Raw genomic sequence first — 14,529 nt, forward strand, 5'->3', positions numbered from 1 at the left:
GCCCGGCGCCCCAGTCCGGCGCCACGCGCCCGGCGCCCCGCAGGGCGAGGGCCGCGACCCGGCGATCAGCAGACCCGTGGGGCGAGGTCTAGCGGTTCTCCTTCGGGAACACGACCCAGAGCACGAGGTACACGAGCACCTGGGGCCCCGGGAGGATGATCGACAGCACGAAGATCAGGCGCACCAGGAAGGCGCTGATGCCGAAGCGGTTCGCGAGGGCGGCGCAGACTCCGGCGATGATCTTGCCGCGGCGGGGACGAGTGAGGGAGGCCATGCCCCCGAGCATGCCAGCCCCGCCTGGAGGGCGCCAGGGCCGCCTCGCGGGCCGGCGCCCGGTACGCGAGAATGACCGGATGAGCGCTTCACTCGTGGCCAAGGGCCTGGCCGGCGGCCACGGGCACCGCACCCTCTTCGACGACCTCGACCTGACCGTCGCCCCGGGTGACGTCGTGGGGGTGGTGGGCGTGAACGGGGCCGGCAAGTCGACGTTGCTGCGCCTCCTGGCGGGGGTCGACGAGCCGCAGGCCGGCACGATCACCCTCAACCCCGGCGACGCCTTCGTCGGCTGGCTGCCGCAGGAGCACGAGCGCGTGCCCGGAGAGACCGTCGCCGACTACATCGGCCGCCGCACGGGCAGCACGCAGGCCACCGCCGAGATGGACGCCGCCGCCGCCGCCCTCGGCGACCCCGACCCGGCGCCCCGAGCCGACGGCCTCGAACCGGCCGACGTCTACTCGACCGCCCTCGACCGGTGGCTCGCCAGCGGCGCCGCCGACCTCGACGACCGCCTGCCGCAGGTGCTCGCCGACCTCGGCCTCGACCGTGACGGCGACGGAGCCGTCGGCCCCGACAGCCCGATGACCGGCCTCAGCGGAGGCCAGGCCGCCCGCGTCGGCCTCGCCGCCCTGCTCCTCAGCCGCTTCGACGTCGCGCTGCTCGACGAGCCCACGAACGACCTCGACCTCGACGGCCTCGAACGACTCGAGCGCTTCGTGCAGGGGCAGCGGGGCGGCATCGTCCTCGTCAGCCACGACCGCGAGTTCCTCGCCCGATGCGTGACGAAGGTGCTCGAGCTCGACCTCGCGCAGTCGTCGAACCGCGTCTTCGGCGGCGGCTACGACGCCTACCTCGACGAGCGCGAGACGGCCCGCCGTCACGCCCGCGAGGCCTACGACGAGTTCGCCGAGAAGAAGGCCGACCTCGTCGGCCGCGCCCGCACGCAGCGCGAGTGGTCGAGCCAGGGCGTCCGCAACGCGATGAAGAAGGCCCCCGACAACGACAAGATCCGTCGCAAGGCCTCGGCCGAGTCGAGCGAGAAGCAGGCCCAGAAGGTCCGCCAGATGGAGAGCCGCATCGCCCGCCTCGACGAGGTCGACGAGCCCCGCAAAGAGTGGCAGCTCGAGTTCACGATCGGCGCCGCACCCCGGTCGAGCTCGGTCGTCTCGACCCTGAGCGGTGCAGTGTTCCGCCAGGGCGACCCCGCGACGGGCGAGTTCGTGCTCGGTCCGGTGTCGCTGCAGGTGGACGGCGGCGACCGCATCGGCATCACCGGCCCGAACGGCGCCGGCAAGTCGACCCTGCTGCGCGGCCTGCTCGGCCGCCAGGCCCCCAGCGAAGGAGGCGCGAGTCGCGGAGCCAGCATCGCCGTCGGCGAGATCGACCAGGCCAGGGCACTCCTGGCCGGCGACGTGCCGTTGGCCGACGCGTTCGAGGCGCTCGTGCCGGACTGGCCCCAGGCCGAGGTGCGGACGTTGCTCGCCAAGTTCGGGCTCAAGGCCGACCACGTCTCGCGTCCGGTCGACGAGCTCTCGCCCGGCGAGCGCACCCGCGCCGGCCTCGCCCTGCTGCAGGCCCGAGGCGTCAACGTGCTCGTGCTCGACGAGCCCACGAACCACCTCGACCTCGCCGCCATCGAGCAGCTCGAGCAGGCCCTCGAGTCGTACGACGGCACGCTGCTGCTCGTCACGCACGACCGGCGCATGCTCGAGACGGTCCGGCTCGATCGCCACTGGAGGGTCGAGGGCGGCACCGTCACCGAGTCGTGAGGGCGCCGACGCCGTCGCCGGTGAACGACCCCCGCGCCCCTCGACTACCGTCGTCGTCATGACCCGAACCACCCGACTGGTCGCGGTCGCCGCTGCCCTCGCCCTGCTCACGGGCTGCACGGCGGCCCCGACCGACCCGAGCGAGCCCACGGGCGGCGCCTCCACGGACGGGACCTCCTCTCCCCAGCCGACCCGCGCCTCCTCGGAGCTCGCCGACTGGGCGACCGCCCTCGACGCCCGCGACGACTACTCCGCCCGCTGGGTCGCCGTCGGCGACTCGATCTCCGAGGGCATGGGCGCCTCGACCGTGGACTCCCGGTGGATCGACCTGACCCTCGACGGCCTGCGCGAGCGCTACCCGACCGACGACGTGCCGGGCGGGGTCGGCTACCGGCCGGCCGCGTTCGCCGTCGCTCCCCCGGCCTCGACCTGGGCCCGCTGGGCCTCGAGCAGCGAGGGATCGGTGTCGGCGTCGTCCCGCACCGCCGACCTCGGCTACCGCGCGGTCACCCTCGGTGCCGGCGCGACCACCACGTACCCGTTCACGGGCACCGACCTCGACCTCTGGTGGTCGAGCGGACGCGGCACCTTCGACTACGCCGTCGACGACGGCGAGGCGGTCGAGGTCGACACCCGCGACTCCATGGCCACCAGCGGGATCACGTCCGTGACCGGGCTCGACGCGGGCGCACACACCGTGACGATCCACGCGCAGACGCCGGTCGACCTCGAGGGTCTGACCGCCTTCGACGGCGATCGCGACCGCGGCATCACGCTCTTCGACTCGTCCCGCTCCGGCGCCACGGCCCGCACCTTCACGGCCGACCTGCCCGGGTTCCTCGACTCGATCGCCGCGACCAAGCCCGACCTGGTCACGATCACGCTCGGCGCCAACGACGCGTTCAGCCGTACGCCGGACCAGTTCGAGGACGACTACCGCACCCTGATCGACGGCCTGCAGAGCCTCGACGACCCGCCGTCGGTCCTGTTGATGGGCGAGTTCGTGCCGGGCACGAACCTCACCGAGGGGCTGGCCGGCGACGCCGCCGAGTACGACGCCGTCGTGCAGCGCCTCGCGGCCGAGACCGGCAGCGCCTACGTCGACCTCGCCGACGCCCTGCCCGCCGACGGGATCGCCTCGCTGCTCTCGGCCGACGGGGTGCACCCGAACGACGCCGGACAACGCGTCATCGCCGACTTCGTGCTCGAGAAGCTCAGCGTCGACTGAGCGACCCGTCGAGTGGTCCCGAATCGTGGTTCGGCCCGCACGCGAGGACGTTTCCGAACCGCTCGACCGACGTGTCGAGCGGGACGAGGAGGCGCGGGCACGTCACGAGGACGGACGCCCGCCGCGGCGCAGCTCAGTCGAACAGGCCGTAGGCGGCGTCGAGCGTCTCGTCGGTGCTGAGCGGGGCGTCGTCACCCGCACCGGTCGCCGTGACGGCGACCAGGCCGTGAGGCGAGAGGACCGTGCTGGCCGAGGCCGTGATGCCCTGCTGCGTCACCGACTGCGAGAAGGCCTGGCCGCCGAACGCCTGGACGCGCGAGTCGTCGACGGTCTCGACGCCCTCGGTGCCCTCGATCTGCGAGGTCTGGGCGCTGATGTCGTCGGCGCTGAACTCCTGGCGCTGGGCGAGGACGACGATCGCCGTCACGTCGGCGGCGTCGGTCGCCTCGGTGGTCGGGGTGGCCCACTGGCAGTTCGCCTGGTCACCCGAGAACGTGCTGTCATCGCGCAGCTCGAGGCCGTCGACGACGCCGCCGAGTGCCGAGCCGACGTCGTCGCAGCTGGCGAGGTCGTCGAAGGTGCCCTCCGTCGAGTCGGCCGAGGACCCGCCGGAACCGGCCTCGTCACCGTCACCCGCGCCTCCTGAGGTGCAGCCGGCGAGCAGCAGGCCGAGGGCGAGCACGCCCATGGTGGTGGCCGTCACGGCCGTTCTGCGCATGGTCGTGGTCATCGGGGGCTCCCTCGTGATCTGCCTCGGGCTCGCTGTGCCCGGTGCTCCCGTCACCCTAACGAGGGGCACCTCCGAGGACGCACCGTCGCCGCGTCGTCGAACCACCCCGGAGGCTGGTTCGACGACGCGACGGTGGTGCGACCTCCGGCGGCGTCGGTCGCCGCGGCTCACCAGGTCGTGCGGGTGCGCTCCTGCTCGACGACGGCCTCGCGGTCGGCGAGCCCGCGGAGCCCGGCGAACTGCTGCCCCATGCGCGGATTGCCCGAGAGCACCGGCTCGACGCGGTCGAGGAACGCCCAGTAGCCGGCGGTCACCGGGCAGGCGTCCTCGCCGAGCCGCTTCTTCGGGTCGAAGCGGCACGAGCCGCAGTGGTCGGTCATGCGGTTGATGTAGGCACCACCCGACGCGTACGGCTTGGTCGCCACGACGCCGCCGTCGGCGTGCTGCGACATGCCCACGACGTTGGCCGGCATCACCCAGGGCGTGCCGTCGACGTACATGTCGACGAACCACTGGTTGAGTGCCGCCGGGTCGACCCCGCGTTGCAGGGCCCAGTTGCCGAGGATCATCAGCCGCTGGATGTGGTGGTTCCAGCCGTGCCGCCGCAGGCCGTCGAGCGTCTCGCTGAGGCACTCGGCCTCGACGGCCTCGACGTCGAGGCCGGCGAACACCTCGGGCAGGGGGTTCGTGGCCCCGAGCGCGTTGCTCGTCGTCGCGAAGTCCTCGCCGAGGTGCCAGTAGAGGTGCCAGACCCAGTCACGCCAGCCGACGATCTGCCGGGTGAACCCCTCGACGCTCCGCAAGGGGGCGTCTCCGGCCTGGTACGACGCGACGGCGGCCTCGACGACCTCGCGCGGGTCGAGCAACCCGAGGTTCATGGGGGCGCTGAGCAGGGAGTGCGCCATCGTCCAGTCGCCCGACAGCGTGGCGTCCTCGAACGGGCCGAAGTCGGGCAGCCGCACCTCGACGAAGTCCGCCAGCGCGGCCGTCGCCTCGGCCCGGGTCGCCGCGAACCGTCGGGGCGCGTCGTCGCCGACGAGCCGGACGACCCCGTCACGCTCCCAGCGCTCGAGGTCGGCCCGCACCTCGGCGTCGATGTCGTCCTCCTCGGGCCACTCCTGCGGCGGCAGGCCGAGAGTGGCCGCGCCCTTCGGTGGCTTCTCGCGGTTGTCGTGGTCGTAGTTCCACTGGCCTCCGACGGGCTGCGGGCCCTCCATCAGCAGTCCGGTGCGCTGGCGCACCGCCCGGTACCAGTCCTCCATCAGGAGGCGCGGTGCCGGTCGACCGCCGGACGCGCCGGTCGGTCGACCCGCGCCTCCTCGACGGGCGTCGTCGGCGTCCGCCGTCGCGCCTGCGGACCGGCCCGGACCGCGCCCGCCCTGGCGACCCGCGGCCCACTCGGCGAACTCGGCCTCGCTCGAGACGAAGCCGCGGCTCGGCAGCACCTCGGCTCCCACCGACCGCACGAGACGGCGCGCCCGGTACGAGGTGGGGTCGACCACCTGCAGGTCGTCCCGCCCCTCGAGGGCCTCGGAGTAGTGCTCGACCTGCCGGAAGTCGACACGGTCGCCGAGCTCGGCCGCCCGGTGCCGGATCGCCGACAGGATCAGCTGCAGCTTGGCGCGGTGCAGGGTGCGGCCCCGCCACGACGACCGGCTCTCGATCAGCAGCATCGGGTCGCCGTCGTCGAAGTGCGGGCCGAGCTGGTCGAGGAAGATCCACCGGGTGCGCTGCATGCCCCGACAGTAGACGTGGGCACTCAGCGGGTTGCCAGCATGTTCACCGTGACGAACGGGGCGGGCGCGGCGTCTCATTGACGTGCAGCCCGGGTCGCCCCGGTTCACCCGGATCGCCCCGGTTCGCCCGGACACGCCCGCTCGCACGACGACCACCGCACGACCATCCGCACGACTCCCCCAGCCGAAAGAGGACCCGAGATGTCGAACACCGCCGCTCCCACCCCCGCCACCCTGACCAGCAGCTCGCGCGTCGACGGCGCCGCGCGCGTGGACGGTGCCTCGACCGTGTCGTCGGACGCCGCGGGCACCACGCAGATCGCCGACGGCGTCGTCGCCAAGGTCGCGGGCATCGCCGCCCGTCAGGTGCCCGGCGTCCACTCGATCGGTGGCGGCGCGTCGCGTGCCGTGGGCGCGCTGCGCACCGCCGTCGGCCAGCAGGACCACGGCCAGGGCGTCAAGGTCGAGGTCGGCGAGACCCAGGCCGCCGCCGACCTCAGCATCGTCGTCGACTACCCGCTGTCGGTGCAGCAGGTGGCGGACGACGTCCGCCAGGCCGTCGCCGACGCCATCACCCAGCTCGTCGGGCTCGAGGTCGTCGAGATCAACATCGAGGTCAGCGACATCTTCATCGCCGGACAGGACGACGACTCGGACGGCACGAACGACTCGCAGCGGGTTCAGTAGACAGCGAGTTCACTGGTACCCGCGGCGGTCGTCCCGACACGATCGTCCCCGCAGCACCGCGGGCCGCACCCCACCGAGCCGACCGGCTCGACCGCACGACCCGTGCACCATCGCCCCAGGAGGCACCCCATGGCATCACTGCTCCGACGCTTCGCCCCGCTCATCGTGGGCTTCGTCATCAAGAAGATCATGAACAAGCGCGGCGGCGGCAACGGCCAGGCCGGCGGCTACCAGCAGCCCGGTCGTCGTCGCTGACCGAACCGCACCATCCGCACCGCCTCGGACGCAGGAGGCGCGACTCACGCGAGTCGCGCCTCCTGCGTCTTTCGTCGTCCCGGCAGCGCCGCTCAGGCGGCGGGGCGGGCCGACCGACGGGCGAGCAGACGGTCGCTCGCCAGCACGGCGACGAGCACCACCGCGGCGACCACGATGTAGAGGACGGGCAGCGAGTCGAGCCCGGACCCGTCGAGCACGAGGGCACCGATCAGTGCTCCCCCGCCGATGCCGGCGTTGAAGCCGGTCGTGTAGAAGGCGCTCGCGAGGTCGCGCATCCGCTCGGGGGCGACCTGCAGCATCCGGGTCTGGAACAGCGGCGGCAGCGCTCCGAACGTCACGCCCCACAGCACGAAGGCCACCAGCGACGGCACGAGCATGCCCTCGAAGACGAGCATGCCGCTCACGGCCAGTCCGACCACGGCCACGCCGATCGGGATGCTCACCCGCGGTCGCGCCCCGAGGAACCACCCGACCATGCCGAGCCCCACGGCCCCGGCGACGCCGAACGCGAAGAGCCACGCGGCCAGGCCCTGCTCGGGCACCCCGGTCGAGCGCACGAGGTACGGCGTGATGTAGGTGAAGAACGAGTAGTGGCCGATCATGAAGACCGCCGTGATCACGCAGCTCAGGACGACGCCGAGCACGCTCGGCCTCGGCAGCGAGCGACGGCGACGGACGGCCCCCGCAGGAGGCGCGGTGCCGTCGACCAGCGTCGGGACCGCGTCGGTCACCGGCTCCGGCACCGACTCGTGCGCCGTGCCCCGACCGACCGGCGGCAGGAACTTGTAGACGAAGACCGCACCGAGCGCCATGAGCCCGGCGAGGATGCCGAACGCCTCACGCCAGCCGAGGGCCTGGCCGAGCGCGGTGCCGAGCGGGACGCCCAGCACGAACGCGAGGGTGCCCCCGCTCATCGCGACGGCGAGCGCGCGGCCGACCTGGGCCCGGGGCACGAGGTGACCGGCGTAGGCGCCGCCGATGGCCCAGAACATGCCGTGGGCGAGACCGCCGAGCACGCGGCTGGCGAGCACGAGCTCGTAGGTCGGTGCGATCGCGGTGAGCCCGGCGCTGATCGCGAGGACGACGATCAGGCCGACCACGATCAGGTGGCGGGGCAGGCGACGGGTGAGGTGGGTGAGGCCGGTGCTGGTGAGCACGACCGTGAAGGCGAAGACGCTGACGAGCAGGCCGATGCTCGACTCGGTGACGCCGAGGTCGGCGCTCATCTCGGGCAGCAGACCGGTCGGCAGCATCTCGCCCGAGATCGAGAGGAACGTGGCGACGGCGATGGCGATCAGGCCGGCCCACGGGAAGCGGGCGAACGGGGTGGACGACGGCGCGGTGGGGCGCGGGGGTGCGAGTGTCATGGAACCTGGGGTGGTCGGCGGGCGCCGTTCTCTCGACCCGATGGTGGCCACGGGCCGGCTGATCGTGACGATCTGCCGGCGGCACGGCCTTCGCGGCGGGTGCCGTTCGTGACCGTGGGTGACTCGGGGAGGATGGTGATCCCGACTGCGCGCTGTCGTGCACGCCCGGGGCCGGGAGTACCGCCCGACCGAGGTCGAGCCTACCCGCTCGTGCCCGGCCTGGCCAGGGGCCCGGCGTGCGACGGCGCACCGCGTTTCGTGCACTGCACCTCGACTAGTCGCGGTGCAGTGCACGAAACGCGGTGCAGTGGGGTCAGGAGGCGCGGTGCGGGTCGGGGTGGCGGTCACGCGCGCGGTCGCGGGCGCGGTCGCGGTCCAGGAAGCGGGCGCTCGGCGGCTGGGTCTCGCGAGCCAGCATGAACACGACGACGATCTGCAGGAACGGGATGAGCGCCCCGAGCCAGAACCAGCCCCACCCCCAGGCCCGGGCGGCGTGCAGGCGACGGATGGTGAGCGTCGCCATGGGGACGAAGGTCATCAGGCACCAGAGACCCCAGACGAGGGCGACCCAGGTCGTGCCGCCCCAGGCCGGACCCGCGGGGCCGAACGGGCCGAGCGAGAACTGTCCGATCTGGAGGGACGCGCCCTGGCCCAGGCTGGTGCCCGGGCCCGCACCGGCCGGGCGGCCGAGGACGACGACCGGCCAGGGCGCGAAGAGCGACGAGCCGTAAGCGCCGATCGACCACGAGGCCACGCTCGCACCGCGCACCAGCGACCCGACGCCGACGTTGAGCACGAGGGCGAGGACGGTCTGGAAGAGCCAGATCCACCAGAACTCGGCCCGGCCCGCGCGGGCGTGCACCACGTAGGCGTTGCCGACGAACCGCCGGAGAGCCTGCACCGGGGTCGCGCCGGGCAGGGGCTGACGGTCGACCTCGAACCACGAACCCCTCGTCGTGCCTGCCGCCGTGCCCTCGCTCATCGGGACGACGATACGGGGACCGTGCCCGCGACTCCATCCCCCACGCGAGCGAGATGTCCCCTCCCGCAGCGTCGCACCGCGTCTCGTGCAGGGCACCTCGACTCGTCGGGGTGTGCTGCACGAAAGGCGGCGCCCGAGGTCAGGAGGCGCGGGTGCGGTCCGCGGCGGAGGGACCGACGGCTGCCTCCCCGGGAACGCACACCGCGCCTCCCGCGTTGACTGTCAGCATGAGCGCCGCGACCCCCGACCCGAAGACCTGCCGATCGTGCGGGCGCACCATCGAGTGGCGCAAGAAGTGGGCGTCGAACTGGGACGAGGTCGCGTACTGCAGCGACGCGTGCCGCACGCGCAAGGTGACGGCGCAGGACCGCGAGCTCGAGCAGCGCATCCGCGACCTCCTGGCGGCCCGGGCGGCCACGTCGACGATCTGCCCCTCGGACGTCGCGCGGTCGCTGCACCCCGACGACGAGGACGCCTGGCGCGGATTGATGGAGCCCGTCCGTCGCGCGGCCCGACGACTGGTCGCCGCGGGCGAGGTCGACATCACGCAGGGCGGGTCGGTGGTCGACCCGTCCACGGCGAAGGGCCCGATCCGCATCCGCCGGCACCGGTCCTGAGCCGGGCGCCGACACGACGCGCGGGGCGAGCGGGCTGCCAGGGACGCTGAGGACGATCGGGGCGACCGATCGGGATCAGACGGGTTGCAAGGCCGACCAGGGCTCGACGGGCAGGTCGACTCCGACCGCGTCGCCGGGTCGCACCTCTCCCCCGGCGAGCACGACGCCCATGACGCCCGCCTTGCGGACGAGCTCGCCGGCCTCGTCGCGTCCGACGACCGCCTTCAGCAGGCCCGACTCGAAGCGGTCGATCTGCAGGCACGGATTGCGGAGTCCGGTGATCTCGACCCGCGCCTCCTGACCGAGGGTGAGCACGGTGCCGACGGGCAGACCGAGCAGGTCGACCCCGTGGGTGGTGACGTTCTCGCCGAGGTCGCCCGGCCCGACGTCGTAGCCGTGGTCGGCCAGGTCGGCGAAGAGCTCGGCGTGCATCAGGTGCACCTGCCGCAGGTTGGGCTGACTCGGGTCGCGCGCCACGCGGGAGCGGTGCTGCACCGTGGGCCCGAGGTGGGCGTCACCCTCGACGCCGAGGCCGGCGAGCAGGGTGACCCGCTCCACGGGCGGCTTGCTGAAGCGGTGGACGTCGTCGACGTTGACCGAGAGGACGGAGGCGCGGGTCATGTCGTCAGTCTGCCCGCGTCGGCCGCCGGGGTCGAGGGTGGTGCTGCGCGGGGCCGGGCTCGGCAGCGGTCGGGCTGGGCGGCGGTCGGGCTGGCCCGGGTGGGTCGCACCGCCGAATGGACGTCGCACCGTCGACATGGGCGGTGCGATGTTCAGTCGGCGGTGCGACAGCGGTGGCCCGGGCGGCGGTGCGACAGCGGCTCGCCGGGCGATGGTGCCGGCCGGGGCACGGGTCAGCGGCGGACGTCGTGCAGGTGGTGCACGGGGTCGTGCACGAAGTAGCGCGCGAGCGAGTCGACCGTGAAGGCCGAGCCGTCGCTGCGGAGGCCGGTGCGACCGAGCCGGTCGTCGGGCACCGCCTCGAACGCGTCGGCGACGACGGCCGCGGCGGCCACGAGTTCGTCGGCCACCACCGGAGGTTGCTGGGAGGCGTAGTCGTCGTCGAGCGCGGTGGCGTCCTGGTCCCAGTTCGCGAAGGTCGGCGCGTCCTCGGCGAGCATCAGCCGGAGGCGCGTGTCGAAGACCCGGAACACGTCGCGCACGTGCGCCCCGTACTCGAGGGTCGACCACGTGGCGTCGTCGGGCCGGGTGCGGGCGTCGGGCCGGGCGAGCTCGGCGGGCCAGGCGGCGGCGTTCTCGCGGACGAGGCGCGGCACGTCGCGGAACGCGACCTCGGCGGGGTCGAAGCCGCAGTCGTCGCAGGGGCGTTCGAGCACCCAGGTCCAGTTCTTCGTGTCGGGCGTGATCGGCATGGGACCGACGCTAGGACGCGCGACCCGACACCCGCCATCGAGATCCTGCCGACGTCGGTGCCCCCGGCGCCAACCGCGACCACGCGAGGCACCCGGTTTCGAACCGTGCACCCGGTTGCTACCGGGTGCACGGTTCGAAACCGGGTTCATGGCGGGGCGAGGCGCGGCGGGAGCGCCGGGACAGGGCGGGACGGGGCGCGGCGGGACAGGGGCTCGGGCGATCCGTGCCGCCCGACCGACATCCGCCTCCGGGATGACGTCGGCTCCGCGACCCGCCGCTACCGTCGACCCATGACGAACACTCAGCACGAGGGCCGACTCGCGGGGGCGGCGGCGAGCCTGCGACGGCGGGTCGACCGCCGCGAGGTGGCGTGGGTCGTCGGCACCACCGCGGCCCTGTTCGTCGCGGGCGCGGCGCTCGTCGGCCTGACGGCCTCGGCCGGCCGGGTGGTCGCGTCGCTGCTCGAGTTGCCGGGCGCGCTCGCGCAGGCCGCACTCGTGCCGTTCGTGGTGTGGGCCGTCCTCGTCGTCCTCGTCGCGTGGCGGTGGTCCGAGGCGCCGGTGTCACGCCGGGCCTGGCACTACGTCGCCGCGGCGGCCGTGGCACGGGCCGGCGTCGAGCTCACCGTCGGGTCGGGCGTCACGTCGGGCCTCCGGGCGGGCTTCTCCCTCTACACGGTGCCCACCGTCGTCTTCGTCAGCCTGCCGTTCGTCGCGACCGTCGGCCTGGCGTCGTTCGTCGTCCTCGCCGCGCGGTCGGGTCGGGGCGGCCGCGACGCCTCGGCGCACGACGGAGCACGTCCGGCCGAGCACGCACCCGTCGACGTCCCCGTCGACGCCCCCGCGGCCCGGGCGGACCGGGCGCCCCGCCCGCCCCGTCACCTCATGCACCGCGTCGCCGTGATCGTCGAGGCGCTCGCCCTCGCGGCGGGCGTCCTGCTCACGCTCTCGCTGGCCGGGCAGTGGTTCTCGGCCGAGTTCAGCCTCTTCGGCACCCCCGTGACCGTCAGCCAGGAGGCCGCGGACAGCTGGCTCCGGACCCTCGTCGCCTGCCTCGCGTGCCTCGTCGTGACGCTGTTCGCCGCGATCACCGCCGGGCATCGAGGTGTCGTCGTGGCGGCCGTCGTCGTCGCCGGGCTGGTCGTGATCGGTGCCGTCGGGGCACCCGTCCCCGGGGACCGGTGGGAGTCCCCCACCCCCCGTCAGGAACCCCTGCCCGCGAACTACACCCCGTGCTTCAGCGGCAGCGGGAAGTGCAACTGACCCTCGGGGACGGCGAAGGTCAGGCGGGCGCGTCGACGTCGGCGCCGTCCCAGAGGTCGGAGCAGTCGACCGGCTCGGCGGCGTGCGCCCTGAGGTAGGGGCCCGCCCCGCGATCCCCGGTGAGGGACGCCGCGAGGGCCGACCAGTGGGACCGACCGACCACGACGGGGTGACCCGGGCGTCCGTGGAAGACGGACTGCCGCAGCGCAGCCGGGCCCAGGGGCACGTCGGCGGCCGGGGACGACAGCAGCCGCGCGACCGCGGACGACGGCAGACCCGGGTAGTCCACCAGCGTGATGAGGGCGAGCCGCGCCTCCTCGGGGTCGAGGGCGGCGAGCGCCTCCAGCCCGACGCGCAGTGACGTCGCGAGGCCGTCGGCCCAGTCGTCCGCGACGACGACCGCCACCCTCGCCCGACCGTCGACCGGCGGGAGGCGCGGGTCGGCGTGCGGCGCGTCCGTCGCCCCGCCCGGCACCGGTGTCTCGACCGTCAGGAGGCGCGGGTCGGCGGCCAGCAGCGCCCGCGCCTCGGTCGCGCCCGCCCCGAGCACGACGACGACGCGGTCACAGCCCCCGTCGAGCAGCGTCGTCACGGCGCGGGTCAGCCACGGCCCGCGCTCGTCGACCACGAGCGCCTTGGGACGGCCAATGCGCGTCCCGGCGCCGGCCGCGAGCAGCAGGCCGACGGACGTCGAGGAGTCGTCACCGGGCACGAGGTCAGGCTAGCCAACCCCGGAGAGCACCTCGCGCCGGCCGGCGACGTCCGACGTCGCGGTAGGTCGCGGTAGGTCGCGGGGCCGAGGCCGTGACACCATCGAGACCTGGCACCACCAGAGACCACCCGCTCGCCCGTCGCACCCGAGGAGCCCCGTGTTCGAGATCGCCGACCGCCTGCTGGCGCGACTCGACGCCGGCGAGCGCCTCGCCGTCGCGACGGCCGTGTCGGTCGTGGGCAGTGCACCCCGGACGGTCGGCACGTCGATGGCCGTCACCGTCGACGGCACCGTGATCGGCAGCATCTCGGGCGGCTGCGTCGAGGGCGCGGTCTACGAGATCTGCACGCAGGTGCTCGACGACGGCACGCCGCAGCTCGAGACGTTCGGGTTCAGCGACGAGACGGCGTTCGAGGTCGGGCTCAGCTGCGGCGGGCGCATCGAGGTGCTCGCCCGGCTCGTCACCCCGGACGACGCCGAGACGATCGCCGCCCTCCGCGATGCCGCCGCCGGGCGTGAGGCGTCGGCGCATGTCGTGCTCGGCCCGGTCCGCACCGGCGAGGTCGTGCCGACCGTCGACGACTGCGAGGGTCTGCGGGTCTTCAGCGAGCGCTCGGTGCCGCCGCCGCGCCTCCTCGTCTTCGGGGCGGTCGAGTTCGCCGTCGCCCTCTGCAACGCCGGGGCGGTGCTGGGCTACCGCGTGACGGTGTGCGACCCGCGTCCGGTCTTCCTGACCCGCGAGCGTTTCCCGTCGGCCGACGAGGTCGTCGTCGAGTGGCCGCCGAACTACCTGGCGCGCACCGGGGTCGACGAGCGCACCGTGATCGCGGTGCTGTCGCACGACGAACGGTTCGACGCCGACCTGGTCGAGGCGGCGCTGGCGTCCCCGGCGGCGTACGTCGGGGCCATGGGATCACGGGTCACGCACGACCGACGCGTCTCCGCCCTGGCCGATCGCGGAGTCGGGCCGGCGGCGCTCGGCCGACTGCACTCCCCCATCGGGCTCGACCTCGGGGCGAGCACGCCCGAGGAGACGGCCGTGTCGATCCTGGCCGAGGTGCTCGCCGTGCGGTCGGGCGCCTCGCGGGCTCCGCTGCGCGACCGTGACGGCAGCATCCACCTGATCAGCTGAGGCGCGAGACCCCAGGGTTCCGCCGAGGCGCCCGTGCGCGCAGAGGGTCTCGGCGAGCCCGTGGTGCGTCGGCGTCAGCCGGCCCCGCCCGGGCGGACCTTGGCGGTGTCGGCGACGTCGATGCGGGTGACGCCGTCGCCGCGCTCCTCGGTCGTGATGCGCGGGGCGGCGTCCGACTCGTCCGACTTCGGGGCACGGGTCAGCTGGTCGTGCCGCTTCTCGTCGTCGGTCATGCCGGTCGGGTCGTGGTCGACCTCGTGCCCCGGGCTGGTGTCGCGGCCGGCGCCGTCGGGACCGGGGGCCTGCGTGTCGTCGCTCATGCGGTCGACCGTACCCGCGCCTCCTCGGGTCCTGGCGCACGAGACCCCAGGAACCCGCCCA

At 74.0% G+C, this 14,529-nt stretch carries 16 protein-coding genes; 7 read left to right on the forward strand and 9 right to left on the reverse strand.

What is annotated here, in order from left to right; translation table 11 throughout:
• Positions 1-88: 88 nt before the first annotated feature.
• Entirely contained in the window at positions 89-274 is a 186-nt protein-coding gene (locus ASL10_RS00685; protein WP_054147120.1) for a PspC domain-containing protein, read from the reverse strand.
• A gap of 79 nt (positions 275-353) precedes the next feature.
• On the opposite strand from ASL10_RS00685, the gene ASL10_RS00690 reads away from it, so the two are divergent.
• Together ASL10_RS00690 and ASL10_RS00695 are read left to right on the forward strand one after the other, a co-directional pair.
• Entirely contained in the window at positions 354-2,045 is a 1,692-nt protein-coding gene (locus ASL10_RS00690; protein ID WP_056043269.1) for an ABC-F family ATP-binding cassette domain-containing protein, read from the forward strand.
• A gap of 58 nt (positions 2,046-2,103) precedes the next feature.
• The gene (locus ASL10_RS00695) at positions 2,104-3,273 is read left to right on the forward strand and encodes an SGNH/GDSL hydrolase family protein (RefSeq protein ID WP_056043272.1); all 1,170 of its coding nucleotides are present in this window, start codon (positions 2,104-2,106) and stop codon (positions 3,271-3,273) included.
• A 133-nt stretch (positions 3,274-3,406) separates the two neighbouring features.
• Here ASL10_RS00695 and ASL10_RS00700 read toward each other — a convergent pair whose 3' ends face one another.
• Positions 3,407-4,003, reverse strand: coding sequence for a hypothetical protein (locus ASL10_RS00700; RefSeq protein ID WP_056043278.1), 597 nt, complete (start codon positions 4,001-4,003; stop codon positions 3,407-3,409).
• A gap of 167 nt (positions 4,004-4,170) precedes the next feature.
• Positions 4,171-5,739, reverse strand: a complete 1,569-nt coding sequence (locus ASL10_RS00705) for a cryptochrome/photolyase family protein (protein ID WP_056043282.1) — start codon at positions 5,737-5,739, stop codon at positions 4,171-4,173.
• A 201-nt stretch (positions 5,740-5,940) separates the two neighbouring features.
• Between ASL10_RS00705 and ASL10_RS00710 the strand changes: the two genes are divergently transcribed.
• Both ASL10_RS00710 and ASL10_RS16635 read left to right on the forward strand, forming a co-directional pair.
• Entirely contained in the window at positions 5,941-6,426 is a 486-nt protein-coding gene (locus tag ASL10_RS00710) for an Asp23/Gls24 family envelope stress response protein (protein ID WP_056043286.1), read from the forward strand.
• 129 nt (positions 6,427-6,555) lie between these two features.
• Positions 6,556-6,681: a hypothetical protein gene (locus ASL10_RS16635; RefSeq protein WP_255349713.1), complete on the forward strand. Its 126-nt coding sequence runs from the start codon at positions 6,556-6,558 to the stop codon at positions 6,679-6,681.
• Positions 6,682-6,773: 92 nt separating this feature from the next.
• On the opposite strand, the gene ASL10_RS00715 is transcribed toward ASL10_RS16635, so the two are convergent.
• A complete protein-coding gene (locus tag ASL10_RS00715) occupies positions 6,774-8,069 on the reverse strand; it encodes an MFS transporter (RefSeq protein WP_056043289.1) in 1,296 nt (431 codons plus the stop codon).
• Between the two features lie 313 nt (positions 8,070-8,382).
• Positions 8,383-9,051, reverse strand: coding sequence for a DUF805 domain-containing protein (locus ASL10_RS00720; RefSeq protein ID WP_056043292.1), 669 nt, complete (start codon positions 9,049-9,051; stop codon positions 8,383-8,385).
• 227 nt (positions 9,052-9,278) lie between these two features.
• Here ASL10_RS00720 and ASL10_RS00725 point away from each other — a divergent pair, with 227 nt between their 5' ends.
• Positions 9,279-9,668 carry a DUF2256 and DUF3253 domain-containing protein gene (locus tag ASL10_RS00725; protein WP_056043295.1) on the forward strand — a complete coding sequence of 130 codons (390 nt, stop codon included), beginning with the start codon at positions 9,279-9,281 and terminating at the stop codon, positions 9,666-9,668.
• A gap of 75 nt (positions 9,669-9,743) precedes the next feature.
• Here the strand turns inward: ASL10_RS00725 and ASL10_RS00730 are convergent, their stop codons facing one another.
• Positions 9,744-10,289: an MOSC domain-containing protein gene (locus ASL10_RS00730; protein WP_056043298.1), complete on the reverse strand. Its 546-nt coding sequence runs from the start codon at positions 10,287-10,289 to the stop codon at positions 9,744-9,746.
• A gap of 233 nt (positions 10,290-10,522) precedes the next feature.
• The gene (locus tag ASL10_RS00735) at positions 10,523-11,041 is read right to left on the reverse strand and encodes a DinB family protein (RefSeq protein WP_056043301.1); all 519 of its coding nucleotides are present in this window, start codon (positions 11,039-11,041) and stop codon (positions 10,523-10,525) included.
• 291 nt (positions 11,042-11,332) lie between these two features.
• On the opposite strand from ASL10_RS00735, the gene ASL10_RS00740 reads away from it, so the two are divergent.
• Positions 11,333-12,304: a hypothetical protein gene (locus ASL10_RS00740; protein ID WP_056043304.1), complete on the forward strand. Its 972-nt coding sequence runs from the start codon at positions 11,333-11,335 to the stop codon at positions 12,302-12,304.
• A 19-nt stretch (positions 12,305-12,323) separates the two neighbouring features.
• On the opposite strand, the gene ASL10_RS00745 is transcribed toward ASL10_RS00740, so the two are convergent.
• The gene (locus ASL10_RS00745) at positions 12,324-13,016 is read right to left on the reverse strand and encodes an NTP transferase domain-containing protein (RefSeq protein WP_056043307.1); all 693 of its coding nucleotides are present in this window, start codon (positions 13,014-13,016) and stop codon (positions 12,324-12,326) included.
• A 157-nt stretch (positions 13,017-13,173) separates the two neighbouring features.
• Here ASL10_RS00745 and ASL10_RS00750 point away from each other — a divergent pair, with 157 nt between their 5' ends.
• Positions 13,174-14,148, forward strand: a complete 975-nt coding sequence (locus ASL10_RS00750) for an XdhC family protein (protein WP_056043310.1) — start codon at positions 13,174-13,176, stop codon at positions 14,146-14,148.
• A 74-nt stretch (positions 14,149-14,222) separates the two neighbouring features.
• Here the strand turns inward: ASL10_RS00750 and ASL10_RS00755 are convergent, their stop codons facing one another.
• Entirely contained in the window at positions 14,223-14,468 is a 246-nt protein-coding gene (locus tag ASL10_RS00755; protein WP_056043312.1) for a hypothetical protein, read from the reverse strand.
• Between the last annotated feature and the right edge of the window lie 61 nt (positions 14,469-14,529).

This window comes from Frigoribacterium sp. Leaf8 (assembly GCF_001421165.1).
Classification (GTDB): Bacteria; Actinomycetota; Actinomycetes; order Actinomycetales; family Microbacteriaceae; genus Frigoribacterium.